Raw genomic sequence first — 24716 nt, 5'->3', positions numbered from 1 at the left:
GTTTCCTAAAACACAATCTTACTTTATAAAAGAAAAGCACGCCGATGATGGAGTGCTTTTCTTTTATCCATTCTTTTTTCTTACTTGAACCTTGCGTCTTGAATCTTGTTCATTATTTTCTTTTCCTTCATCATTCTTCCTTCCTTGTTGCTTGTTCGTTATTCTTCTCCTGTTCTCCTTTGCTCTGTGCGAAACTTTTTCTCTGTGTCCCTTTGTGTTCCCGGTGTCCCTGTGGTTCAAAACGCTGCGCCAAAGGCGCTATTTGCGGGGGCGCCCTGTGCATGGGTGCTCCCCTTTAGGGGCCGGGGGGGGGTGTGGCCTGCATTCCATGCACATTTGTTGCAAAGAAAAACCCAGCTCTGCCGCAAGTTTGGAACACTTGTTGCCCTAGGCGGGGCAGAACCTTAAAAACCCAGCATATGAATCCAAAGATCCTACTCATAGACGATAACGAAGACCTGCTGCTGATCACCCAGATCATCCTTAAGGGCCAAGGTTATGAGATCTTCCTGGCACGTACGCTGGAAGAAGCCGAACGTAAGATCAAGATCCACCAGCCAACCCTTCTTCTCCTGGATGTATGTGTGGGTGATGAAGATGGGCGCCAGTTCTGTCATAAGATCAAGGCTAGCCCGGAGTGGAGCCAGATACGTATTATCCTCATGTCCGGCGACGACTGTGCTGAAAATCGTTTAGACATAGCCGACGATTTCCTGTCTAAGCCCTTCGATTTTAATGAGTTGCTGACCAAGGTTAATACAGCCGTTTCTGCCGCTGCAGCATAATCTTCGAGCCATATACCTTGTAAACGTTTTTTGCATTATTTTGTAGTGCAAAACCGACACTCCTATGTTAACCGAGGTGTTATCAAAACCTAAGTCGCTCTTCTTTCCTGCTTTTTTTGAAAGCAATGAATACTTCATTGATGAGAAAGTAGGCTTTCTCAAGTTTCACAACGAGTATAAAGTATATGATAATTACGGTACCCAGGTAGGGCGCATTGTACAGCATGTATCGGCTTGGCACAAATTCCTACGCTTGTTTTTAAACAAGGCGATGTTTCCCTTTACACTCGAGATCATAGACAATAACGAAGACGTATTGGTAACCATCAAACGTGGCTGGACGTTTTGGATGTCTAAGATCACCATCTTAGATGCCGAAGGCAATGTCTCGGGATATATCAATCAAAAGTTCAAACTGCTCAAACCACGTTTTCAAATCTTAAATGCCGATGGCGGGCAGATCGCCGAGATCAATGGCGACTGGAAGGCATGGAACTTTGGCATTTCAGATACTAATGGTCATGCTATTGGCTTTATCAATAAAAAATGGGCAGGCATTGCTAAAGAATTATTTACAACTGCGGACAAATATCATGTAAGCATCATTTCCGAATATGCTGAAGATCAGAACAAAGTCAACATTGTAGCCACGGCCATAACGATTGATATGGTGTTGAAGGAGAGGAAGTAGGACCGCGGATTGGTGGGATTTTAGAATGGATTAGCAGGATTTAGAAGAATATTGAACAAGGAACAAGGTAGGAAGAATGATGAAGGGTTGACAGGTTAACAAGTTGATAGGTTGACAAGGGAAGGAGGAACGGGAGTTTGGGACTTGGAATTTGGATTTTCTTATTTGGGATTTAGATTTTAGATGACTTAACATTGTTTTAAACAAAAAACACAGCATTCTTCCTATTTCTTTTTATATTCGTTTTACAGTGATCAGAACAATCAGCCATATTATCAATAATAATAACAATAATAATTCCCTGCTTACCTAAGCGAGGTAATACCTTTTTGTATATACAGCCCCGCTTAGCAAAGCGGGGCTTTTTTATTTAACGTATAAAACAACTAAAAACTATGTGTGGAATTGTAGGCGTATTTGATCTAAAGAAACCGGCAGAAGAACTGCGGTCACAGGCCCTGCACATGTCGCGCAAGCAACGTCACCGCGGCCCCGATTGGTCCGGCATATTTATGTGCGACAAATCGATCCTGGTGCACGAGCGCCTGGCCATTGTAGATCCTACTTCTGGTAAGCAACCCCTATTTAGCAGCGATGGCAAACTGGCATTGGCTGTTAATGGCGAGATCTATAACCATCGCGATCTGGAGAAAAACCTGCAGGAACCATACGAGTTTTTAACCCACTCCGACTGCGAAGTGATCTTAGCGCTCTATCGCCAGAAAGGTGTACAGTTTTTAGAAGACCTAAACGGCATCTTTGCCTTTGCACTATACGATCAGGAGAACGACGCCTACTTTATTGCCCGCGATCATATGGGCATCATTCCTCTCTACATGGGCTGGGATGAATGGGGTTCTTTCTATGTAGCCTCTGAATTGAAAGCCTTGGTTGGCGTGTGTAAAAAGATACAAGAGTTTTTGCCCGGCCACTATCTCTATAGCAAAGAAGGACAGGAATTAAAGAAATGGTACAAGCGCGAGTGGACAGAATATGATGCAGTAAAAGACAACACTACCGATATAATAGCACTCAAGAAAGCGCTGGAAGAAGCTGTACACAGACAGCTGATGTCCGACGTACCGTATGGTGTGTTATTATCTGGCGGACTAGATTCTTCCATCATTTCCGCCATTGCTAAAAAATATGCTGCACGCCGTGTAGAAACAGAAGACCTGAAAGATGCCTGGTGGCCACAGCTGCACTCGTTTGCTGTAGGATTGAAAGACTCACCCGATCTTGTTGCTGCCCGCAAAGTAGCTGACCATATTGGTACTGTACATCACGAGGTGAACTTTACTATACAAGAAGGATTGGATGCCCTGCGCGATGTGATCCATCACATAGAGACCTACGATGTTACTACCATTCGCGCCTCCACTCCTATGTACTTATTAGCCCGTGTGATCAAATCTATGGGCGTGAAGATGGTATTGACTGGAGAAGGATCTGATGAATTGTTTGGCGGCTACCTGTACTTCCATAAAGCACCAGACCCGAAAGCCTTTCATGAAGAGACGGTACGCAAACTGGGCAAGCTGCACTTGTACGATTGCCTGCGTGCCAACAAATCATTAGCCGCCTGGGGCGTGGAAGGTCGTGTACCGTTCTTAGACAAAGAGTTTATGGATGTAGCTATGCGCATTAACCCTAAAGACAAGATGAGTGGCAACGGCAAGATTGAAAAATGGGTATTGCGTAAAGCTTTTGAGGATTACCTGCCGGCTGAAGTAGCCTGGCGTCAGAAAGAGCAATTCTCTGATGGTGTAGGCTATAGCTGGATCGATACGTTGAAAAAGATCACGAGCGAGCAAGTAACGGATGAACAGTTGCAAAACGCAGCCTACCGCTTCCCTATCAATACGCCACGAAGTAAAGAGGAATACTATTACCGCACTATTTTCAGTGAACTATTCCCCGGTGATGAAGCCGCACGATGTGTACCATCAGAACCTTCTGTAGCTTGTAGTACAGCTATTGCGTTAGAATGGGATGAAGCGTTCAAAAAAATGAATGACCCTTCCGGTCGCGCGGTGAAGAGCGTGCATGAGAAGGCGTATTAGGGCTGTGCGAGAGAAGGCTGCAAGCTATACGCTATACGCTATACGCTGCACGCAGCGGGGTTCACGCCGAGGCGCAGAGGAAGAAACGTGAAGTAGACAATGAGCTATAAATAGAAATGCACTCTACATTTAGGAGTGCATTTCTATTTATTGATATTCTTCTTTCATTAGCTAATCTGCTAATTCTCCTTTTCTCATTTCCGCTGTGCGAAACCTTTTCTCTGCGCCCCGGCGCCTCTGCGTGAAATAAACAGCGCGAAGCGCTCCCTTTAGGGTCGGGGCGCGAATGAGTAGTTTTTTGACTACACAAAAAAACTAAGCTTTTCTACGTATTCATGTAAGATGTTATATATTAGAGTTCTCTTCCTTTTTGGCTTAATCAAAAACGTACAAAACTTACTCATGAAACAAAAACTACTTCTCCTATCACTATGTGCACTATTCGCATTTTTTAACGCGCAGGCACAGTGCGACCCCTGGATCGTTAAGGCTTATAAGCAGCTATATAATCGAACGCCTTCTGCTGACGAATGTAATATCCGCAACTACAACAATGGTTCTTGGAGCAACTATAATGAATTGGAAACCTACATCAAAAACTACAACAACGCTAAAACAACAACTAGTTGTGATCCTTGGATCGTTAAAGCTTACCAGGAATTGTACCGCCGCACACCAAGTGCACAGGAATGCAATACCCGCAATTACAATAACGGCTCCTGGAACAACTATAACGAGCTAGTTACTTACATTAAAAACTATAACAACGCCAAGAACCCGCCTGCACAAACGGCTAAATCAACTTTAAAAGGCGACCCTTGGATCGTCCAGATCTATAGAGAACTTTACAGACGCGACCCCAATGCTGGCGAACTAGTGATTAGCAACTACGGCAACGGCAAATGGAGCGATTATAATTCACTGAAAAAACTGATCCAAGAGTTTCAAAACAACTTGTCTAAAAACAAGATCAATTTGAAGTATAAAGACATTGGTGGATTAGGCTACTTCCTGGTGGGTTATGCTACACCAAACGGTTTAGGAGCTGTAAACATTGTGGATGCGAATGGTGCAAAAGTAGTAGCCGCAGGAGGCTTGAACCTTATCAATGCCGATATAGCCAGAGTGGTATCTGCTGGTGGTTTAAACTTACAACAAATCGTAGCTGACTTCGTAAAAGAAAATGGTGGTTATGTTGTTTCTGCCGGCGGCTTAAACCTGATCAACTTCAATCAGGCAGGTTTAACACAAACACAGTTGATGGATAATATCAGAAACATACCAGGCGCCCAATTTGGAGCAGGCTTTAGAACTCAAGGTGTAGGCGAAATGGTTATACCAAGTTCTGGTGGTAACACCATTATCTTTAAGTAAATCTTGCACACCCCAATCCCTAAAGAGGAGAAGGCCCACGCACAAAAGATCAACAGCATTAAATAAAAAAGCACTCCTACTAAAGGAGTGCTTTTTTATTTATAGTCCTCTTTAATACTCAATAATTATTGATTATTAATCACTGCTTATTGAGCATTGAACATTTCACTCCGCTTCTTCCTTCATCATTCCTTGTTCCTTGTTCAATATTCTTCTCCTTCATCAGCTAATCTTCCTTCTCCTTCCCTCCTTTTCTCTGTGCCCCTTCGTGCCTTTGTGTCTTCGTGGTTCCTCTCTCTCCGCGCCTTGGCGCGCTCTGCGTGCAGCGTGCAGCTTCTCCCACTCACCACCCACTATCTCAACGCCACGAAAACTGCCCATTTCCACCGCTTACACGATAACCACGGGTATCCTTAGGCCATACGGCTGCTTTATCGGAAAGCGCTATTGGCTTGGCAGTGTTGGAAGATACAATAGCAATGGCGGTATAGTAGGAGCGCTCAAAGGTTTTGTAAGCCCAGCAGGCTACAAACTTTCCATCGGGCGACCACGCAGGATAGGTTTCCACATTATCGCGGTCTACATCAGTCAGTTGCTTCAGGTTGCTGCCATCAATGTTCATAGCCCACACGTGGTTGTTCATGATAAAGGCTACACGTTTACCATCAGGGCTAACCGTAGCATGATAAGGAGCGGGATCGTCCAGCTCAGGATCAATACGTTTTACGTTGCCCAAAGAATTATCAGTGATAAAGATACCCGGCTCTTTAGAGTGAATGGGACTACCATCAGTGCTTTCTGTTTTGTGTGAACCGCTCATCACCAGGCGGCCATCGGGTGTCCAGTTGCCATAGTACTTATTATCAAACTTGGCAACCAGCTTTTGAGAGGCACGATCAAACACCGCTACACAGTTGTTTTTAAATGCCTGGTCGCGATAACCGAAAATGGTAACCGATACATATTTACCATCTGGCGACACCTTTGGATCTTGCATACGGCTTAAGATCGCCGAAATGCCCGTACCATTGATCACGCTATAGTTGGCTAACGCATCTTTATATTCGGGGTTATCACTGGACATATCCAGTACATCTTTAAACTGGCTAAAGGTGGGTGTGCTCTTGCGTATAAGGACGTTTCTTTTGGGAAACGCCTCACTCAGGAAAAAGATATCACCGTCCTTGGCTACATAGGGTTGAGAGCCATCTTTAAAAACAGCCTTATCCGTTTTAGTGGCAAAGTCAAACACATTCACACTTCCCGAAAAGCCATGCACCAGTTTGCCTTTCCAGGCAGCCGATTGGGTACAGGCCGATTGAGTTAATAGCAGGGCCATCAAAGAGACGGACAGCAAGCGCGCAGTAGTCTTTAATTTCATAGAAAACAAATATAATGTCTATAGTGAGATAGTAAGTTAGTCCATAGACGCCAGACAACAGCCCACAGTTGCCTGGCTTCAAAATTCTTGTGGCGCTTTAAGCGGCAGGCTTTGTACACTGTATTCCCAACAAATATAAACATCACCAGTCAGGAAGCCTGCTGCACTGGCTGCTGTAGTAATACGGTCTTTGCGTAACTGCTGGTAGTTACAATGAAAATTACCATCCTTGCAAAGCCTTAGTACCAACGGTACTTCACCATCAGCGACAAGAGCAATAACGGGGCGCGCATAGATGCCAGAGAAATAAAAAAGAGGCAGTACAACGCTTAAGTCGTCTGCAGATAATTGAAAGCCATCATAATGGAGATTCCATCCCAGAAGCTGTTTAAGCTTATTGCGCTTACCATAGGTTTCAAAGGGAAACTCATTCAGGCTCGTCTTTAGAAAATCAACAATGTACAGCTCCTTGGTTCCAAGGGCCTTAAACAACTGCGCCATAGCCACTGGCATTTGACCAAAAAAGTCTTGCTGGTTACTTGCGGGAAACGCCAGTACCATCATGTCATTATCCAGCGGCGGATCAAGCGGCTGAAACGGCTGGAGATGATCATAGTATTTCTTCAATAATGACCGTTCCTGTGGCTCGTTCATGTCCAGGTCCTGCGCATAACCTTGCTGCATATATGCGACAAAGGTATCGGCAAGGGAAGAGGCCTGGAAAATAGCTTTACGGCTTAATGGATACAGCATAGGGCGTTTCATTTATTCAAGCAGGTAATACTCATGGTTTACTTAAGAAAAAGTTTATAAAGATCGTACAGCTGTAAAATAAGAATATTACCCGTTTAAAATATTCAGTTCGCTTATTTGATGACAGAGGATGGTTGACAGGTGATAGTAGAGCACTGTCAACTGCCCTCTGTCATCTGTACTTTATCATCTGCCCTCTGCAACTTTGCTATAAACATTGATTTTTTAGAGCTGGTCGACCTTTCTACCTTTGCAGCGAATGAACAAATGGCTGACCATCATACTACTTCTCATTATTACTGCAGGCACATTTATACCCTGTTGTAGTGTAGATGACTGTTGTATAGAGCAGCAAGCCACCACTACCAACCGGGAGAAGCATACAAACGAGGGCGCTTGCTCGCCTTTTTTTGCTTGCACTACCTGTCCCGGATTTGTAGCATTGGCAACACCTATACAGCTGGCCGAGCCCTATAAGGAACTAACCATTCACCATCAAGGTACTGTGACCTTTCAACTTCCCAGCTACTTCTCTTCGTTTTGGCAACCTCCGCGCTCCTGTTAATCCCTGATCCATTTTTGGTTTGCTGGGCAAACCCTTATTTTAATTTATTCACGAAAGATATTTAGCAGGTCATGCGACTATTTATTCTATTATTATTTACCAGCATCAGCATTATAAGCAAAGCACAACAAAACCTTATTATTAAAATAACAGGCTCTGAAAATAAAACCTCACTTACTGCCAGCGTATTGCTCAAAGGCACAACAAAAGGCTATACAACTGATACCACCGGTACAATGTCCATTGCGTTTCCCTCTAATGGCCGCTATACATTGATTATTTCGGCAGTAGGTTATGAAGAAAAAGAAGAAACGATCACTATTCCTTATAGCTCGGATACTTTGGAGATTGAACTGGAAAGCAGCTCACACGAAATGGATGAAGTGGTGGTGCAGTCTACCCGCACCAGTCGAACGATTGCCAATGTTCCTACTCGCGTTGAAACTATTGAGCTGGAAGAAATTGATGAAAAGAGCAATATGCGACCAGGAAATGTGGCCATGTTACTCAATGAAAGTACGGGCATACGGGTACAACAAACATCTGCCACTTCTGGCAACGCCAGCATTCGCATTCAAGGTTTAGATGGCCGATACACCCAACTCTTAAAAGATGGATTCGCCAATTTTGGTAATTTTTCCAGCGGACTCAGTGTATTGGAAATACCTCCTCTTGACCTAGCGCAGGTGGAGATCATCAAGGGTCCCGCTTCTCCTCTTTATGGCGGTGGGGCCATAGCCGGTGTTGTCAACTTCATCTCCAAAACACCAAAAGCAAAACCCGAGTACAGCTTTGTACTCAACCAATCTAATATTGGCCAAAGCAATGTGGGAGGCTTTGCTTCCGCACGTGGAAAGAAGTTGGGCTATACCGTACTGGCTCTTTACAATAAGTCTAATACGTACGATGTAGATAAGGATGATTTTACAGAAGTCCCCGAATCCAAAGAGTTCACCATTCATCCAAAACTTTTCATCTACCCCAGTTCCAGATCCACTATTACCATTGGCAACAGTTTGACATCGGGCCAACGAACCGGTGGCGATATACAGGTCATCAAAAGCGGTGCAGATGCCGCACATCAATATGTTGAAAAGAATAAAACATTGCGCAACATCAGCACTGCAGAAGTGGATATGAAGCTTGGTAACAACAAGCGTTTGGTAGCCAAACAAAGCTTCAGTGTATTTGATAGAGAGATCAACATCCCAGCCTACACCTTTGCCGGCGTTGAGTACAACTCGTACACTGATGTTTCTTTCATTACCAATGCCAACGAACACGCGCTAGTTCTAGGTGGTACGTTTGGCTACAATTTGTTCAACGAAAAAGATAAGAGCCAGAACAACCGTGACAATACAGCAACCACCGGCGGACTGTATGGCCAACACACCTGGGATGCATCTGACAGAATAAAACTAGAGAGCGGGCTAAGAGTGGACGTGGCCAATTATAGGAATAGTCTTTACACCAATACTGAAGTGTTTGCCTTACCAAGGGTTTCGTTATTAGTAAAATACAGTTCGAAATGGTCATCAAGAATTGGCGCCGGTATGGGCTATAAAACGCCCACGCTCTTTACAGAAGAAACTGAAACCATACAATACCAGAACGTTGAACAATTAAATAATGTAAAATCCGAAAAGAGTTATGGCGGTACGGCTGACATAAACTTTCGCTCCCCTATTGGAGAGGACCTTGCTTTTACGTTTAACCATATGTTCTTTTATACCTGGATTGACAAGCCGTTGGTTTTAGATGATGTTGCTACTGACCATTACCGGTTTGTCAATAGGACTGAACCTGTACGAAGTGCCGGTTTTGAGACCAATGCCAAATTCATTTATAAAGAAAACTTCAAGCTTTTCCTGGGTTATACATTTACCGATACAAAAGCAAAATACCTGTATGGCAACCAGTTCCTGCCATTAGTACCCAAAGACAAACTAAACACAGCCTTGATTTACGAGAAGGAGGATGTTATTAAATTAGGCCTGGAAGGCTACTTTACAGGAAGGCAGTATTTGAGTGATGGCACACGAACACCAGGCTTTTCAGTGTTTGGTTTTATGGCAGAAAAGATCTTTAGTCGGTTCTCCTTATTTATCAACCTGGAAAACTTTACTGATACAAGGCAAAGCACGTATAAGAACGTGGTCAACGGCTCTCACCTGAGCCCAACGTTTGACGAGATCTGGACTCATACAGAAGGATTTGTAATCAACGGAGGTATTAAACTAAAGTTCTGATGATGAACGAAGTAATTGAAGCTATAAAACCAACTTACCAACTTTACAGTATGGCTTACCAATTGCAATAGATTGCGATGCAACGAAGGGGCTTTCTTAAAATACAGAACAGCGTATGCCTAGTAAATAAAAAGAGAATGCTATGAGCACGGGGAATCATCAAATAGAAGAAGCAAACGAACATTCGCATCAACATGCTCATGGTCATTCTCATGCCGTAGCCATCAACAAAGAGAATAAGAATGTGTTTTTGATAGGCATTGGCCTGAACCTGGCTTTTGTGCTGGCCGAGGCCATTGCCGGCATTGCTTATAACTCTATGGCCTTGCTTACGGACGCCGGGCATAATTTAAGCGATGTAGCTAGCCTAGTTGTTTCTCTTGTAGCTTTCTGGATAGCGAAGAGACCATCCAATGCTGTATACACTTATGGCTTCAAAAAAACAACGGTGTTAGCAGCTCTTGCTAACGCCGTTACCTTATTAGTGGCCGTTGGCGTTTTAGGATTTGAATCCTTTACCCGCCTGCTTCACCCAGAAGTGGTTTCGGGAGGCGTTATTGCCTGGGTAGCAGCTCTTGGCATCTTAATCAATGGTATAACCGCGTTTCTCTTCTTTAAACAAAAGCATGAGCTCAATTCAAAAGCGGCTTATTTGCATTTGTTAGCCGATGCGCTGGTATCGCTGGGCGTTGTAATAGCAGGGGTCGTTATCTCTTACACCCAGTTGTATTGGCTTGACCCCGCCATTGGTATTGTCATCATGATTGTTATTCTTGTAAGTACCTGGGGCTTATTACGCGATAGCTTTAAAATGACCATCGATGCCGTGCCAGAGGGTATAGAGTTAGATGCCATTAAAAAGATCATTACCAGCGTGCCTTATGTAAAACAGGTTCAACATGTGCATGTATGGTCATTAAGTACCACTGAAAACGCCCTGACCGCCCATGTTGTTATTGATGAACAATTATCATTCGACCAAAAACTAGATGTGATTGCCAATATCAAACACGAACTGGAACACCACGACATCCATCATAGTACTATAGAGTTAGAGAAGACAAGTCATTGACGATATAGTAGGAAGAAATTTCACGTTTCTTGTTTCAGGTTTCATTCTTTTGTTCTGCATCAGTCCGCCATCCATATCGCCCCTTGGTATCCTGCGCTTGTCGAAGGCAGAGCGTTTATACCTACAAGCTGTCACCTACTTGTAACAGTGCTCCGATTATTTGTTATAAACGTAAGTTGTCTTCAACGTAGGTGATGCTGGATCAAATCGTATATTAACGAAGCCATACTTATTGTAGCTCAATTCCTGATTAATGGTAAAACTATTTGATGAAGTAATGTTTCCATTACCATTTTTCGTTATATCAGTAACCAATATCTTTTCGGGTACATTACGCAGATTCTTATTTATTGGTGGAAAGACCAGCTGTAACTCATTTAAAATAGCTGCATTCTTAAAATCTATTTTATTGGGATAGGCTTTTGCATACTCAAATGCGTGAGTGGTCTCGTTGCTGCTTTTGCCCGTACTCACAATTCCCCCTTGTTTGGCGTAACCTGAAGACGTTACTTCTTTTTTAGTGCTTATGATATTACCGTCCTTTATAGAATAATTCGTAAATCCCGCTGTCCGCGATACCATAATTGTTTCTACACCTGGATTATACCATGAAGTATCTAAGCCGCCGTGAGTCTCTTGTTTTACCAGTCCAGCCGCATCATATGAGTATGTGGTGGTATCGTAGATGTTAGTACGTTGGGGGGTGAAAGTGGGTGCCTTAAACTCATGAAAACCATGATACATTCTTTTAATTACTTGTTGGTCAGCATTCAGCAATAGCCGTATGGTGTCTTTTATGGTATTTAATTCATCATCCGAGACAGTAACGGGTATCAATATCTCGTTACCTGAATACGTAATAATAAAGTTAGTGGTTGGTGTTTCATTATTTCTGCCTGATCTTATTTTAATTATTCGGCCGTTGGCATCATAATCAAAAAAGAGCTTGTGTATGTCTCCGTTACTTTGCTTTGTTTCAACAGCTTGGAGCCGTACTTCATCAGTATTAATATCCTCTTTATCTTTTTTACAGTTGGATAATAAAACAGTACAAGAAATAAGAAGCAATAAAACAGAAAAAGCGCGTTTCATAAGAGCAGTTAGAATGGTTAAACAAATATATTAAGTGGCTTTCATAAAACAATACCATGCAATAAGGCTAATGAAAAGTACAATATACAAGTGCTTAATCTCTAAAGCTGATTCCTGTAGCGCTTTATCAAAAATTTGTTCTGGTTTAGTAAATTACATTAACTTAATTGTTGATTCATGTCGACTGTCTATCTGAAACTCTTTTTGTTGGCAACCTTTATTACTATCCAGGCGCGTAGTCAACAGCCTATTGATACCAATCAGATCGTTACTATAGGCAGCATTAAGCAATACATTAAGATAAAGGGTAAAGATGATTCAAAACCGATTCTTCTTTTTTTGCATGGGGGACCGGGTAGTTCCCTGTTGCAAAAAAACGATCGCATCAGCAGTAAGCTGCAACAGTATTTTGTAGTGATTCAATGGGATCAGCGGGAAACAGGTGAAACACTCAAGCTCAATAAATCACCACAGCCATTAACACTCCCCTTGTTTTATAATGATACACACGATCTCATAGATTCTTTACTGCACAAGTTTCAAAAACCAAAGCTTTACCTGGCGGGGTATTCCTGGGGGTCAGGATTAGGCTTTTATATAGCCGATAAATACCCCGAGTTGCTGTATGCCTATATAGCCATTAGCCCGGTGATTGACCAATTCAGAAGCGATAGTATTTCGCTGGCTATGCTCAAGGAAACTATGGGTAAAAAAGCCCGCAAAGAATTGGCACAGGTGAAGATCCCTTTTGAAAATGCGGAGCAATTATATTATCACCGGAAATGGCTGTTTAAACATGACGGGCAAAAACTAGTGCGTCTTAGCTTGAGAAAAAGTTTTGTGGAGGCATGGGCAGTTACCTGGTTCGATGTCTGGTCCCGATCAAGCGACATCAATCGTTTTGAAAGCCTGCCAACTATTAATTGTCCTGTCTATTTTTTTGCTGGTGCAAAAGATTATAATACCAATTCCTCCGTTACAAAAGATTATTTCAATAAAGTAGTTGCACCCAAAAAAGACTTATTCCTTTTTACCAATGCTGGCCATGGATTACCGGAAACTAACCCCGATCCCTTCCAGGATATTATCATTAAAAAATACTTCCGGAAACCTTAACGGCACCCATTGGCGGCATCACCCATTAGAGCCATATAGTTACAGGTTACAGTTTCTAGTTTCAAATACGATCTTCACTTGTACTTATGGAAGCACTCTTCAATGCAAAGGCGTATTGTAAAAGCGTTTAATGTAAACCGGTAGAAAAGACTTAATTTCAATGTTAAACCAAGACCACAATGATAAAATTTGCTTACACCATTTTGTACGTTAACGATGTAGAAAAAACTATAGCCTTTTACGAAACAGCCTTTGGCTTCACCAAAAAATTTATAGCACCGGGAAATGAATATGGAGAGCTGGTATCAGGCGAGACCACTCTTTCATTCGCATCTACCACGTTAGCACACTCCAATCTGAAAGATGGGTTTACTGCAAGCAGTCTGAATAACAAACCATTTGGTATTGAGGTAGGCTTTGCAACAAACGATGTTGACGCAGCGGTACAGGCAGCAGTTGCAGCAGGAGCAACTTTAGTTGAACAGCCAAAGACGAAGCCATGGGGACAGGTAGTTGCCTATGTCAGAGACCTTGATGGTTTTTTAATTGAGATTTGTACGCCAATGGGGTAATGGAGAAAAAGTAGAACGCGGAAGGCCAACTTAGATGTGGTCTGCTACGCTTTAAAAACCTAGAATGGTGGGCCCACATGAATCGTAAAGAGTCTTTCTATTAAATGCCTTAAGCACTTTAGAATCAATAATCAAATAACCTGTTACGTGAAGCCATTATTTTTACTCTATACATTCACTTTGTGTTGTTTTGCTTCATTTTGCCAACCTTCACACAACACCTCTAAAATCAAGCCTTTAGTAATTGGGCAAGTTGATGAGTTACAGTCGGCTGTTCTTTCTGAAAAAAGGGTGTTGAATATATATCTGCCAGATGGCTATTTGGCAAACGACACAGCAACCTATCCTGTTGTCTATCTTTTAGATGGTGGCACTGACGAAGATTTTATTCATATTACAGGCCTTTACCAGTTTAACAGCTTTCCCTGGATCAATCGCGTTGCCCCTTCCATCATTGTTGGTATTACCAATACAAACAGAATGCGTGACATGACTTATCCTACTGCAAATGCTGCAGACAGAAAAAAATATCCCGCATCTGGCCATTCGGATCTTTTCATCAGCTTCATAGAAAAGGAACTGCAACCTTATATTCAGAAAAAGTTCAGAACCAATTCGGGCAAGACGCTTATAGGTGAATCTTTAGGGGGGTTATTGGCAACAGAAGTGTTATTAAAGAGGCCCACACTATTTGACCGATACATCATTGTAAGTCCGAGCTTATGGTGGGATAATGGCTCTTTGCTCAACTTATCCTCGACTATCTTACAAGACAGTTTTTCTCAAAAAACAAGCATCTATATCGGTGTTGGTAAAGAAGGCCTTACTCCGGGCGATGTACCACGTGTTATGGAAGTAGACGCCAACGTGTTAGCTGATAAGATCAAGCAAACAAAGAGCAAAAATCTGTCTGTTTATTTTGACTATTTACCGCAAGAAGACCATGCTACCATCATGCATCAAGCTGTATTTAATGCTTTACGGTTGTTGAATCCCGCACATAAGCAATAGAAAGAGGGATAGTGAACCTGTGATCAAGTCAAACCTAGTCTTAGCAGTCTTATTTCGCCTTTCTCTATGCGCAAACTCTTAACGAGACTGGCAATAGCGACCCTGATCGTATGAAAATCCATCGTTGCTATGGCTACAGATAAAGTAATGCCACCAGTTATTGGCAAAGATCCACCAGCTGATCATATTCTTGTAAGCAAGGGCCTATAATACTTATATTGTTACAATACTAGCCAAGTGCTATCTTGTAACTGAAAAACACTTCATACGGACAAGGCCAAGCAGCACTCATAGCCTCTTTACCGGAAGAAAACCCTTTGTATACAATGATTGCTAAAATGAAAGCGTTGAAGGCATTGACACTATCGTTATTTTCTTTAATCCTATGCAGCCTTATTTCCTGCACCTATGATAGTTCAAGTCAAGAGGATAAAACACATACCGATTCAAATCTTTCTGCCTACCAACCCAAGGAATATGTTGAATTAGAACACCCAGAGTGGAGTAAGAACGCCACTATTTATGAAGTCAATATCCGGCAATACACACCCGAAGGCACCTTTGCAGCTTTTGAAAAGCATTTGCCACGACTGAAACAATTGGGTGTTGATATTCTTTGGCTAATGCCCATTCAGCCTATTGGTGAAAAGAACCGAAAGGGCACGCTGGGCAGCTATTATTCTATAAAAGATTATTACGATGTAAATCCCGAGTTTGGTAAACTAGAAGACCTCAAACACCTGGTGCGCAAGGCACACGCAAAGGGTATGTATGTGATCCTGGATTGGGTAGCCAACCACTCCTCCTGGGATAACTCCTTAGCCACCAACCACCCCGACTGGTACAGCAAAAGCAAGGAAGGCCATTTTCAATCAACACCCTGGCGAGATTATGACGATATTATTGATTTTGATTACAGTCACCCGGGACTGCGTAAATATATGACGGATGCCATGGCCTACTGGGTGAAAGAAACCGACATTGATGGTTTCCGGTGTGATGTGGCCAGCTTTGTGCCCATTGATTTTTGGGAAAACGCACGCAAAGAACTGCAGGCCATTAAACCCGTCTTTATGCTGGCCGAAGCCGCCGATAGGGATTTACACAAGCGTGCTTTTGATATGACGTATGCCTGGAGCTTATGGGATCACCTGCACGACATTACTACCAATAACAAAAGCATCAATGGATTAACGGAAGGCTATATAGCCGAACATGTAAGTACATGGCCACGAAATGCCTACCGCATGAACTTTGTTGACAACCACGACAAGAACTCGTGGGAAGGCAACCAAGTCTCCAATTTCGGTGATGGTCTGGAAGCCGCTATTGTGCTTACTGCAACTATGGATGGCATGCCGTTGATCTACAGCGGGCAGGAGGCAGGACTAGATCGGTCGTTACGATTTTTTGACAAGGATACGATACAGTGGCAAAACCATAAGATCGGCGGTCTCTACTCCAGACTCTTTCAGCTGAAACATGTAAACCAGGCTTTGTGGAATGGCCGGTGGGGCGGCGAAATGGATCGCATCAAGAATGACCAGATGAGTAAGGTGATCTCGTTCTCCAGAGAGAAGAACAATGATAAAGTGATCACGGTGGTTAACCTGAGCAACCAACAAACTCCTGTAAAATTAGAAAGTCAATATCACAAAGGCACTTACACGGAATTGTTTTCGGGAGTAGAGTATGCATTTACAGATAGCACCCGTTTTGATTTAGCGCCCTGGAGCTATTTGGTAATGGTGAAGCAGAAGTAAAATGGAAGCTTGCTACCTTTAAGGGAGCGCTTCGCGCTGTTTGGTGTCGCACAGAGGCGCAGAGGACGCAGAGAGAGGAACCACAGAGGCACTGGGGGCACGGAGGGACACAGAGGAGGATTTGCTGATGCGAAGATTAATTGTTGAAGGAGGGGATAATAAACAAGGAGCAATATGGCATGCATCCTAGCTCGATAGCCAATACGATGAAGAAAGGGAAAGATATTCAAGCAAGGAACCTAAAGCGAATGGTAGGCTTTTACAACATGCTCCCCAATCTGGTTTGGTCAATATTAGGCTTGGTTCCCATTTCTATCTTTTGCTATACGCATCTTACTTCTAGGCTTTTTTGGCTATTTATAGCTATCAGCTTCCTTCCTGTCTTTCTTTCCAATGCTTATTTAAGCAAAATCCAAATTGCCCGTACAACAACAACTTACCGGAAACTGCGGGTCGGTCTTATTCAGCAATTATCTCAGAATGGTGTGGTTATCAACCGCCTGATCCGGAGAAGATTCCCTACCTACAAAGCTGTTCGCAAGGATGCCAAATCCATGAACAGGCTATTGAAGCAAACCTATGCCTTTGAGAAGTTTCACTACATGCTGTTTTTGTTTTATAGCATGGTAGGCGTTTATGCGCTCTTTAAAGGATATATTGGTTGGGCAGCCATCATCTTATTGACCAACCTATTCTATAATATCTACCCAATACTACTACAGCAATATATACGACTGAAGCTGGCCGTTTAAATTGGGATAGTCTTTTACTTTAGTGGCTTGTATAGCTTTCTTACCGGAATGAATTGAATGCTCTGGCCACTTAAAATGCTTCATTTACAGGCACGCATAAGTATAATTATTAAAAACCTTACAAAATGCACACAGTCTCCTGTAACAATAGCCGGAGCCTGTACGTATATTTATAATCTACTTGGTACCCCCAAATGGGTAATCAACTAAAACTAACTTATAGAAATGATAAAGTCTCTTTTTACCTGCATCCTTTCCCTGGTATCTCTTTTTGCGGTAGCGCAATCCAATCAGAATAATGATTTTACACAATTTGCTAATAAGCAAAATGAGCTTTTTGTAGACGCTTATAAAAAACAGGATGTCGGTCTGTACAACTCGTTATTAAAAGAGTTTTTAAAAAAGTATGAGGAGCTGAAGCCAGAAGAGCAGAAAGCATATGCCCCCTATTATATAAACGCCTATTACAACTTAAGCTGCGCTTATTCATTGCTCAATAATAAGCCATTGGCGTTAGCCTCTTTAGAAAAAGCTATTAAGGCTGGCTACGCCAACTACACCCACCTGTCGCAGGATAGCGATTTGGACAACATCCGTAAGGAAAAAGCCTATAATGCCATGGTACAACCCTTGCGTGAACTGGGCGATTTCCTATACATCTTGCAAAAAGATAACCGGTTCACCACTACTGATAGTACGCCACTACCGGCCTTCACTTACCAGACTGGTACGCGCCCAGAATTGATGCGCCTACGCCAACAGTTCAACCTTGACTCTATAGCTGGTGCAGGTAACGAAGTTTCGAAGTTCATTAATCTTTTGCACTGGGTACACAATACAGTACCCCATGATGGACAACACGAAAGTGGTATTCAGGCTATAAACGGTTTAGAAATAGCTTCAGTGGCCACCGCTAAAAAGATCGGTGTATCCTGTGGTGAACTGGCAACGCTGCTCAATGATTGTTACCTGGCGATGGGCTTCCAGTCCAGAAAGGTGTATTGCTTTCCAAAAGACAGCTTACGAAAAGACTACGACTCGCATGTGATCAATATGGTCTATTCCAAACAGCTGAAAAAATGGCTTTGGATGGATCCTACGAACGATGCTTACGTAATGAACGAAAAAGGCGAGCTGCTGGGTATTGAAGAAGTGCGCACCCGTTTGATCAATAACCAGCCCATGATCGTTAACCCGGATGCTAACTGGAATCACAAGGCATCCACTGTGAAAGAGAACTACCTATACAGCTATATGGCAAAGAACCTGTACCGGTTTTATTGTGCGCTGGAAAGTGGATTTGATATAGAAACTCGCGGCAAAGAAAAAACTATTACGTATGTGAACCTGGTGCCCATGGGATACGGCCGCTTTAAAGATATGCCTGCGAAAAAGGAGTTTTACAACAAGGATCTAAAAACCACTTTTGTTAATTACACTACCAGCAACCCTGCTGCGTTTTGGCAGGTGCCTCAATAATTAAGAAAGAGCTATAAAATAAAAGCAGGTTGTTGAAACAACAACCTGCTTTTATTTTATCTTGAAAGTATATGCTGCAATACCAAATCAAACAACCCAAAGACTTAACAGCACAAGAAGTATTGGTGATTCTTTCAGCATGGGAAGTGGGAGAATGGAAAGCATTGGACCTGTCTACATTTCAGACCCTATTTAGCCGATCGGAGTTTCACCTACTTTTCGATGCAACTAATACGATTTTAAGCTTGGCACGTTTAAACTTTGACTTCAAAATTAATATTGCCAACAAACGTCTTGTACTTCCAGAGTTTGTTGGTTTTGTTTCCTTAGTAAAAGGCAAAGGGTATGGAACACTGCTTTTAAAACATATGTTATCTTACTTGCACAACACCAATACAGAAGCTATTGGCTTCTGTGAAAAGGAGCTTCGCTCTTTTTATGAAAAGTGCAATATTCCGATTCTCTACAACCAAGCCAAATACTTACAGGAACCTGCAGAAAAGGGCGGCTGGATAACAGGCACAGATGACGATATTTTAGTCCTTCAACTTACAGCTGAAAACCGATCTTTATTGCAAACACTCAGTATCAGCAATCAGGGGTATCTGGTCCCGCCATGTCTCTGAAGGGTGAGCATTGCTGATAGCGAGGAAAGCAGTTATAACAAAAATCCAGACAAAGAAGACTGCACTTAGATACTAATCTATAGACGTTTATTAGACTAATGCTTATGAGACCTTCTATCTTACTATTATCATTTGTTCTTATACAGGCACTTGCAAGCGCCCAATCTTCCAAACAAACCTCCCTTCAGCAAGAATGGGAAGCTATTCGCACCCGCATGTATGAGCGGCAAGATTCGCTAACAACTTTGTATAACAGTATTACAGTCAATCTAGCTACTGCTACCGACACTACGCTAAAGAAAGAATTGGAATATAGACTACACCAATTGAACAATGCCATTGAGCAAAATAAAGAAAGCATGCTTCAGCATGAGTTTGATTTAGTGAAACAACATCCATCTTCTCCTATTGCCCTTGACGTTTTATCCTTAGAGTTCAACAGACAAGAGGGCAATCCTTATGAAACGTTCCTGTCTTTGTTTAATAGCCTATCTCATGAACTACGCAACAGCGAGAAAGGCAAGCAACTGCAGGAAGCACTTTTTCATTGCAACAACAGTACAGTTGGCAAACTTGCGCCTGGCTTTACTTTAAAAGACATCGATCAGGAAACGGTTTCTTTAAAAGCATACCAAAATAAAGCTTATGTACTGCTTGACTTCTGGGCCAGTTGGTGTGTGCCTTGCCGGCAGGATTTTCCTTTGCTCAAACAGGCTTTTGCTAAATACCATTCTAATGGTCTGGAAATCATCAACGTTTCTACAGATCAAGATCTGGTAGCATGGAAGAAAGCTATCACTACTGATAGTATAGACATGTGGAAGCATGTTTCTGACAAGGAAAACAACAGTACTCTTGCTACTCGGTATTTTGTTACTGGCATTCCTGTAAAAGTTTTAATTGACAAGCAAGGGAAAATCATTGGCCGTTGGCGAGGCCGTACTAAGGAAAATGAAGAGGCATTACTACAGATGCTTCAAAGCATTTTTGAGTAATGTTTGGTTGAAGATAGGTCTCGCAGCGTTACAAAATCCCAGTCAGTGAAGACCCACTTAGATGTAAAATCTGTTTTTAAATGATAAACAAAACCATTTATTTGCTTATACTGATATTCGGACTTCTGTCTTCAACACAGGCGCAAGTAAGTGATTCAGCATATCAACAAACTTTGCTCTGGCAAGTAAATGGTCCAGGGTTATCTGAACCGTCCTATTTATATGGAACAATTCACTCGATATGCAAAGAGCAAATCATATTACCAGATTCGATTTTAAACAAAATCAAAGCAGCTAAAGGGATCTTTTTTGAAGGGTTAGGTTTTAAAGAACCCCAAGCTGGAGACTTATTTGATTCAGGTGATCTGATGCAGCGTAAAAGTTTGCAGAAATTGATTGGGAAAGAATATTTTGAAAAAGTAAAATTGATCCTTAGTCAAAGTAATTATTATAAGAGTATCGACGAAGCCACACTAAATCAAATTAAACCATTTTTGATAAGTAAGTGGATCGAAAATTTAGCCTTAGGCTGCAAAACATCTTCTTATGAGGACTCCTTATGGCGGCTAGGGATAGAGTTACAAAAGTCGATCGATGTATTAGAACGTAAACCGCCACCAGGCTTTTACCATAAAGATGATATACCATTAGATGCTCAGGCACAAAAGCTGATCTTTACTTTGAAGAATATGAATACTATAGTTAGTAGTAAGCTTCTTACTATTTCCTTGTATGGTGAAAAGAACATTACAGCAGTTTATAACAGTGTGGCAATAAACAAAAGCGGTTACAAAGATCCACAAGCTGAACTAATATTAGATCAGCGCAATAAAAGATGGATACCCACTATAGAAAAAGCGATGAAAAAGCAAGCGACATTCTTTGCTTTCGGTTGTGCTCATTTGGCTGGCGAAAATGGAGTTATTAGGCTTCTACGCAAAAAGGGTTATATAGTTACCCCGATTATATATTAAACGCTGTTATTGCTTTTGGCCCTAGACACATCACCTAACGTAGTCATTGTGGACAACAAAGCAACGCTAAGAGCAACATTCGAACACCTGGGTCGCTGAATAGCGCTTCCGGACAACCGCTTTCGGATCAAAAAATACCTGCTGCTTTAAATACATCATTTACATCCAGACTCATTCACGCATCCAGTTCTTAAACTCAGTAGCCTTTTCCTTACTAATCATTACTTCTTTTTGGATTAAAGGATAAAGCTCCACTTGCAACTTTCCATTCAGTGTATTTTTAAATCCTTGCACGGCTTTCTTATGTACAACAAATGCCCTGTTGGCTCTGTGGTGCCTGCCTGGATCAACCATTTTCTCTACTTCCTCTAAGGTGTGGTTAATAACCATCTTTGTCTTGTTCCAGGTCATTAAATAGGTGAGTCGCCCATCGACAAAGAAGTACGCAATATCCTCTACAGCAACTGTCTTATAGCGCTGTCCCTGCTTGATCAGAAAATGAGAGCGATAGCTTGTAACCGGCCAGGCCTCTTGTATTTGATCCTGGGCCCGCTGCAAGGTCTCTGTTTGATAAGCAGCCACAAATTGCTGCTTCATTTCATAATATTTGTTGATACTATTTTGAAGATCAACCTGCCGTATTGGTTTTAACAGGTAATCAATACTATTTGCGCGAAAAGCCTCCAGCGCATATTCATGATAAGAGGTGGTAAATACTACAAAGCTGGTTACAGCTACTTGCTTAAATATATCAAAACAGGTTCCATCACTTAGCTCTATGTCCATTAGTATTAAATCGGGCGTAGCCGACTGCTGCAGAAAGGTTACCGTGTCTTTAATGGTTTTCATACTGCCTACCACTTCCACTGGCGGGGCTATTTCCGCCAGCAGCCTTTGCATCCGTTCTATGGCCAGCTTTTCATCTTCAACAATAAGCACCTTCATATACCGAACTGATTAAGGGTAGAACAACTTTAAACTCATTAGCCGATTCTATAACCATCACTTCTCGCTGCTGTAACAGGTTGTACCTGGATATAATATTGGATAGACCATAGCCAGAGGCTGGCCCTGTTTGCGCCTTTTTTTGCAGCGTGTTGGTTACAACCAATTGCTGATCGTCATCTACAGAAATATGCAGATGCAACGGTGCATAGTCAGAAAAGTTATTATGCTTTACCGCATTTTCCACAAGTATTTGCAAGGTCAGTGGTGGCATCAAATAAGCATGAAAGGCCGGATCTACATCAACACAATACGTAAAGCCTTCATCAAAACGGGTTTTCAATAAGTGCAGAAAAGAATGGATGAAATCCAGTTCATTCTTTACCGTTGTGAGGCGTTGTGTATTATTTAGAAGCAAGTACCGATAAACAGCACTCATCTCAATGGTAAAGGCTTCTGCCTTATAAGGATCTTTAACTGTTAATGCCGCCAGCGTATTCAAGCTGTTAAACAGAAAGTGCGGATTGATCTGTGCTTGTAAAGAGTGCAGCCTGCTCTCTATAGTAGCCTTTTGCAATTGCTCTTTTTCTTTTTCCGATCGTAACAACAGATAGTAAAAGTAGAGCACCTCATAGGGAGCCACTATCAAAGCACCAATCCAAAATGATTGCAAGAAGTTAAGCACAGTCTCATCAAAAAAACTAACGGGCTTATCGCCATATAACCGACTGACCCACGTAGATAAACTAATGACAACGAACGTAAGTAGTACTGATAAAATAGATGACGTTACTATGCGTCGCTTTGTTAATGCTAGTCCAGGGAACCTGCTGCGAACCAACAATATGATAACGCGTGCCAACTCAAAATTCAGAACGATAAAAAAGATAAGGCGTGCTGCTATAATAGCCTTATCAACGTTTAGCGCCAATAACTGTTGGCTCACCAGACTTAAACTAATAAGAATAAATGGACAAGTAATGCGTAACCATGTATCCTTTATTGTTGAAGACATATCAATTTAAAATCGTTTTATAACTGCCACTTCCAGGAAAGTAGGGTATGCAAACAAAGGTAGCCGTTATTATAGGTAACATCAACCCGGCCCAGACGTTTCACACAAATAAATAGCAGCCTCATACACAAAGGTTTTTATATGGCTTACTACCTGCCCAATTTTGTCTTCAACAACCAAATCGCTGTTAGCCATGAAGAAAAAGCAGATGCCCAAAAACAAGAACGGACAATTTTATTTTAGCTTATTCACTACACTGCTACTGTTACTGTGTTTCATTGCCCCTTCTACTATTTGCCATGCCCAGCCAAAAGAAAAGGAAGTAAGGGTCTTTCTAAACAATCTAATGCAGAAAGAACATATTCCCGGCCTGGCCTATGCTGTGGTTAGAGATGGTAAGATAGAGACAATAGGCACACTAGGGAAAGCTCATATTGGCTTCAATCAAAACGTTACTAAAAACACTGCGTTTCAGCTGGCTTCCTGCTCTAAAATTTATTGCGCCTTATTGCTCGGAAAGCTTTTTGACAACAAGTTTTTACAACCCAATCAAACCTTAGACGAACTGATTGACTCTGTTCCTGTGGAGTGGAAGAAAATAACAGTACAACAACTGGCCGCCCATCAATCGGGTATTAAAATAGCTAACTTCTCCAAAGCCCAAAACAGTAGTATGGCCTATAAATTAGCAGCGCAAATGCCATTAGAATACGAACCCGGCTCGCGCGATTTCTACGTTAGCAGTGATTATTGGGTACTGCAATACGTTATTGAAAAAGTAACCGGACTAACCTACTTCAATGCCTTGAAGAAATATGTTCTGGAACCTTTAACCCTTAATCACACCTATGTCAATAATCCTAACATTGGCGATCTCTCTGACTTCGACATTATTCCAGAGCAGGCACAAGAGTATCATTGGTTCAAAAAGGATTCTACACTACGTATTAACCAGATGTGGTTTGGCGCTACCGGCTATTCTGCTGGCGGTATTTATAGCTCCATAGAAAACGTTGCTAAAACAGCAACCCTTTTTGACAAGGGGGATTTTCTTTCTGCAAAAACCAAAGAGTTGCTATCAAACCCTGTAATGCTAACCAATGGTAAAGCGGGAAGCTTTGGCCTGGGCCTGATCATTACGCCTGATTATCAAGGTCACAAACTGATTGAACATAGCGGCGGGCCCGCATTGGCCGATTTTGTTCGGTTCGACAAGGAGAAGTTAACCTTCATTGTATTAACCAACAACCGAGGTGTATATCCTTATTTGGCAAAAGCATTAGCTACTTTATATATTGATGGTTTGGAAATGCCTACTTTGCCTAAAGGGTATACCGCGGATTAGTGGATTTAGAATGGATGGCTGATGTGGGGATGGCTGATGGCTGATTTAGGTTGATAGGTTGAGAAGTTGACAAGGAAGGAAGAAGGAAGGGAAAGTTG

22 protein-coding genes are annotated in these 24716 nt (G+C 42.1%); 17 read left to right on the top strand and 5 right to left on the bottom strand.

Annotation, left to right across the window (positions count from 1 at the left end; genetic code table 11):
* The first annotated feature begins 419 nt into the window (after window positions 1-419).
* The 4 genes from SY85_RS18270 (at window position 420) to SY85_RS18255 (ending at window position 4913) form a co-directional block, all read left to right on the top strand.
* Entirely contained in the window at window positions 420-785 is a 366-nt protein-coding gene (locus tag SY85_RS18270) for a response regulator (protein WP_066406325.1), read from the top strand.
* A gap of 64 nt (window positions 786-849) precedes the next feature.
* Window positions 850-1476: an LURP-one-related/scramblase family protein gene (locus SY85_RS18265; protein ID WP_066406324.1), complete on the top strand. Its 627-nt coding sequence runs from the start codon at window positions 850-852 to the stop codon at window positions 1474-1476.
* 395 nt (window positions 1477-1871) lie between these two features.
* A complete protein-coding gene (gene asnB, locus SY85_RS18260) occupies window positions 1872-3539 on the top strand; it encodes an asparagine synthase B (RefSeq protein ID WP_066406323.1) in 1668 nt (555 codons plus the stop codon).
* A gap of 402 nt (window positions 3540-3941) precedes the next feature.
* Window positions 3942-4913: a hypothetical protein gene (locus tag SY85_RS18255; RefSeq protein ID WP_066406322.1), complete on the top strand. Its 972-nt coding sequence runs from the start codon at window positions 3942-3944 to the stop codon at window positions 4911-4913.
* Between the two features lie 358 nt (window positions 4914-5271).
* Here SY85_RS18255 and SY85_RS18250 read toward each other — a convergent pair whose 3' ends face one another.
* A complete protein-coding gene (locus SY85_RS18250; protein WP_148661236.1) occupies window positions 5272-6294 on the bottom strand; it encodes a PD40 domain-containing protein in 1023 nt (340 codons plus the stop codon).
* Window positions 6295-6372: 78 nt separating this feature from the next.
* Window positions 6373-7047 (bottom strand): hypothetical protein, encoded by a 675-nt coding sequence (locus tag SY85_RS18245; RefSeq protein ID WP_148661235.1) that lies wholly within the window; start codon window positions 7045-7047, stop codon window positions 6373-6375.
* Window positions 7048-7306: 259 nt separating this feature from the next.
* Between SY85_RS18245 and SY85_RS18240 the strand changes: the two genes are divergently transcribed.
* From SY85_RS18240 to SY85_RS18230, 3 genes are all read left to right on the top strand, one after another.
* Entirely contained in the window at window positions 7307-7612 is a 306-nt protein-coding gene (locus SY85_RS18240; RefSeq protein ID WP_066406318.1) for a hypothetical protein, read from the top strand.
* Window positions 7613-7683: 71 nt separating this feature from the next.
* Window positions 7684-9861, top strand: coding sequence for a TonB-dependent receptor (locus tag SY85_RS18235; RefSeq protein ID WP_066406316.1), 2178 nt, complete (start codon window positions 7684-7686; stop codon window positions 9859-9861).
* Between the two features lie 142 nt (window positions 9862-10003).
* Window positions 10004-10933 carry a cation diffusion facilitator family transporter gene (locus tag SY85_RS18230; RefSeq protein WP_066406315.1) on the top strand — a complete coding sequence of 310 codons (930 nt, stop codon included), beginning with the start codon at window positions 10004-10006 and terminating at the stop codon, window positions 10931-10933.
* Between the two features lie 156 nt (window positions 10934-11089).
* On the opposite strand, the gene SY85_RS18225 is transcribed toward SY85_RS18230, so the two are convergent.
* Window positions 11090-12025, bottom strand: a complete 936-nt coding sequence (locus SY85_RS18225) for a hypothetical protein (RefSeq protein WP_066406314.1) — start codon at window positions 12023-12025, stop codon at window positions 11090-11092.
* Window positions 12026-12202: 177 nt separating this feature from the next.
* Between SY85_RS18225 and SY85_RS18220 the strand changes: the two genes are divergently transcribed.
* The 9 genes from SY85_RS18220 to SY85_RS18180 all read left to right on the top strand — a co-directional run bounded on the left by SY85_RS18220 (window position 12203) and on the right by SY85_RS18180 (window position 21313).
* Window positions 12203-13141, top strand: coding sequence for an alpha/beta fold hydrolase (locus SY85_RS18220; RefSeq protein WP_066406310.1), 939 nt, complete (start codon window positions 12203-12205; stop codon window positions 13139-13141).
* Window positions 13142-13320: 179 nt separating this feature from the next.
* On the top strand, window positions 13321-13713 hold the full coding sequence (locus SY85_RS18215; protein WP_066406309.1) for a VOC family protein: 393 nt from the start codon (window positions 13321-13323) through the stop codon (window positions 13711-13713).
* 147 nt (window positions 13714-13860) lie between these two features.
* Window positions 13861-14724 (top strand): alpha/beta hydrolase, encoded by an 864-nt coding sequence (locus SY85_RS18210; RefSeq protein ID WP_066406308.1) that lies wholly within the window; start codon window positions 13861-13863, stop codon window positions 14722-14724.
* A 326-nt stretch (window positions 14725-15050) separates the two neighbouring features.
* Window positions 15051-16487 (top strand): alpha-amylase family glycosyl hydrolase, encoded by a 1437-nt coding sequence (locus SY85_RS18205; protein WP_226998887.1) that lies wholly within the window; start codon window positions 15051-15053, stop codon window positions 16485-16487.
* 179 nt (window positions 16488-16666) lie between these two features.
* Window positions 16667-17239, top strand: coding sequence for a glycosyl-4,4'-diaponeurosporenoate acyltransferase CrtO family protein (locus SY85_RS18200; RefSeq protein ID WP_066406306.1), 573 nt, complete (start codon window positions 16667-16669; stop codon window positions 17237-17239).
* 225 nt (window positions 17240-17464) lie between these two features.
* Window positions 17465-18718 carry a TPR end-of-group domain-containing protein gene (locus SY85_RS18195; RefSeq protein ID WP_066406305.1) on the top strand — a complete coding sequence of 418 codons (1254 nt, stop codon included), beginning with the start codon at window positions 17465-17467 and terminating at the stop codon, window positions 18716-18718.
* Window positions 18719-18789: 71 nt separating this feature from the next.
* On the top strand, window positions 18790-19344 hold the full coding sequence (locus tag SY85_RS18190) for a GNAT family N-acetyltransferase (RefSeq protein ID WP_066406304.1): 555 nt from the start codon (window positions 18790-18792) through the stop codon (window positions 19342-19344).
* Between the two features lie 104 nt (window positions 19345-19448).
* Complete coding sequence (locus SY85_RS18185; RefSeq protein WP_066406302.1) at window positions 19449-20339, top strand: TlpA family protein disulfide reductase; 891 nt, start codon at window positions 19449-19451, stop codon at window positions 20337-20339.
* Between the two features lie 80 nt (window positions 20340-20419).
* Window positions 20420-21313: a TraB/GumN family protein gene (locus SY85_RS18180; RefSeq protein WP_066406301.1), complete on the top strand. Its 894-nt coding sequence runs from the start codon at window positions 20420-20422 to the stop codon at window positions 21311-21313.
* Window positions 21314-21484: 171 nt separating this feature from the next.
* On the opposite strand, the gene SY85_RS18175 is transcribed toward SY85_RS18180, so the two are convergent.
* Together SY85_RS18175 and SY85_RS18170 are read right to left on the bottom strand one after the other, a co-directional pair.
* Complete coding sequence (locus SY85_RS18175; RefSeq protein ID WP_066406298.1) at window positions 21485-22258, bottom strand: LytR/AlgR family response regulator transcription factor; 774 nt, start codon at window positions 22256-22258, stop codon at window positions 21485-21487.
* Window positions 22239-23273 carry a sensor histidine kinase gene (locus tag SY85_RS18170; protein ID WP_066406295.1) on the bottom strand — a complete coding sequence of 345 codons (1035 nt, stop codon included), beginning with the start codon at window positions 23271-23273 and terminating at the stop codon, window positions 22239-22241. Before SY85_RS18170 ends, SY85_RS18175 begins: the two co-directional genes overlap by 20 nt.
* A gap of 193 nt (window positions 23274-23466) precedes the next feature.
* On the opposite strand from SY85_RS18170, the gene SY85_RS18165 reads away from it, so the two are divergent.
* Complete coding sequence (locus SY85_RS18165) at window positions 23467-24618, top strand: serine hydrolase domain-containing protein (RefSeq protein WP_066406294.1); 1152 nt, start codon at window positions 23467-23469, stop codon at window positions 24616-24618.
* Window positions 24619-24716 lie beyond the last annotated feature (98 nt).

The sequence above is a fragment of the Flavisolibacter tropicus genome, from assembly GCF_001644645.1.
In the GTDB taxonomy this organism is placed as follows: Bacteria; Bacteroidota; Bacteroidia; order Chitinophagales; family Chitinophagaceae; genus Flavisolibacter; species Flavisolibacter tropicus.
The sequence above is the reverse complement of the archived record's forward strand: the minus strand, read 5'-3'. Positions and strand labels throughout refer to the sequence as shown.

Coding starts and splice junctions, on each gene's coding strand:
- SY85_RS18175 (WP_066406298.1), bottom strand. CDS start 22,258: ATGAAGGTGCTTATTGTTGAAGATGAAAAGCTGGCCATAGAACGGATG.
- SY85_RS18240 (WP_066406318.1), top strand. CDS start 7,307: ATGAACAAATGGCTGACCATCATACTACTTCTCATTATTACTGCAGGC.
- SY85_RS18250 (WP_148661236.1), bottom strand. CDS start 6,294: ATGAAATTAAAGACTACTGCGCGCTTGCTGTCCGTCTCTTTGATGGCC.
- SY85_RS18270 (WP_066406325.1), top strand. CDS start 420: ATGAATCCAAAGATCCTACTCATAGACGATAACGAAGACCTGCTGCTG.
- SY85_RS18265 (WP_066406324.1), top strand. CDS start 850: ATGTTAACCGAGGTGTTATCAAAACCTAAGTCGCTCTTCTTTCCTGCT.
- SY85_RS18185 (WP_066406302.1), top strand. CDS start 19,449: ATGAGACCTTCTATCTTACTATTATCATTTGTTCTTATACAGGCACTT.
- SY85_RS18220 (WP_066406310.1), top strand. CDS start 12,203: ATGTCGACTGTCTATCTGAAACTCTTTTTGTTGGCAACCTTTATTACT.
- SY85_RS18205 (WP_226998887.1), top strand. CDS start 15,051: ATGATTGCTAAAATGAAAGCGTTGAAGGCATTGACACTATCGTTATTT.
- SY85_RS18255 (WP_066406322.1), top strand. CDS start 3,942: ATGAAACAAAAACTACTTCTCCTATCACTATGTGCACTATTCGCATTT.
- SY85_RS18170 (WP_066406295.1), bottom strand. CDS start 23,273: ATGTCTTCAACAATAAAGGATACATGGTTACGCATTACTTGTCCATTT.
- SY85_RS18230 (WP_066406315.1), top strand. CDS start 10,004: ATGAGCACGGGGAATCATCAAATAGAAGAAGCAAACGAACATTCGCAT.
- SY85_RS18180 (WP_066406301.1), top strand. CDS start 20,420: ATGATAAACAAAACCATTTATTTGCTTATACTGATATTCGGACTTCTG.
- SY85_RS18200 (WP_066406306.1), top strand. CDS start 16,667: ATGCATCCTAGCTCGATAGCCAATACGATGAAGAAAGGGAAAGATATT.
- SY85_RS18195 (WP_066406305.1), top strand. CDS start 17,465: ATGATAAAGTCTCTTTTTACCTGCATCCTTTCCCTGGTATCTCTTTTT.
- SY85_RS18225 (WP_066406314.1), bottom strand. CDS start 12,025: ATGAAACGCGCTTTTTCTGTTTTATTGCTTCTTATTTCTTGTACTGTT.
- SY85_RS18165 (WP_066406294.1), top strand. CDS start 23,467: ATGAAGAAAAAGCAGATGCCCAAAAACAAGAACGGACAATTTTATTTT.
- SY85_RS18235 (WP_066406316.1), top strand. CDS start 7,684: ATGCGACTATTTATTCTATTATTATTTACCAGCATCAGCATTATAAGC.
- SY85_RS18215 (WP_066406309.1), top strand. CDS start 13,321: ATGATAAAATTTGCTTACACCATTTTGTACGTTAACGATGTAGAAAAA.
- asnB (WP_066406323.1), top strand. CDS start 1,872: ATGTGTGGAATTGTAGGCGTATTTGATCTAAAGAAACCGGCAGAAGAA.
- SY85_RS18190 (WP_066406304.1), top strand. CDS start 18,790: ATGCTGCAATACCAAATCAAACAACCCAAAGACTTAACAGCACAAGAA.
- SY85_RS18245 (WP_148661235.1), bottom strand. CDS start 7,047: ATGCTGTATCCATTAAGCCGTAAAGCTATTTTCCAGGCCTCTTCCCTT.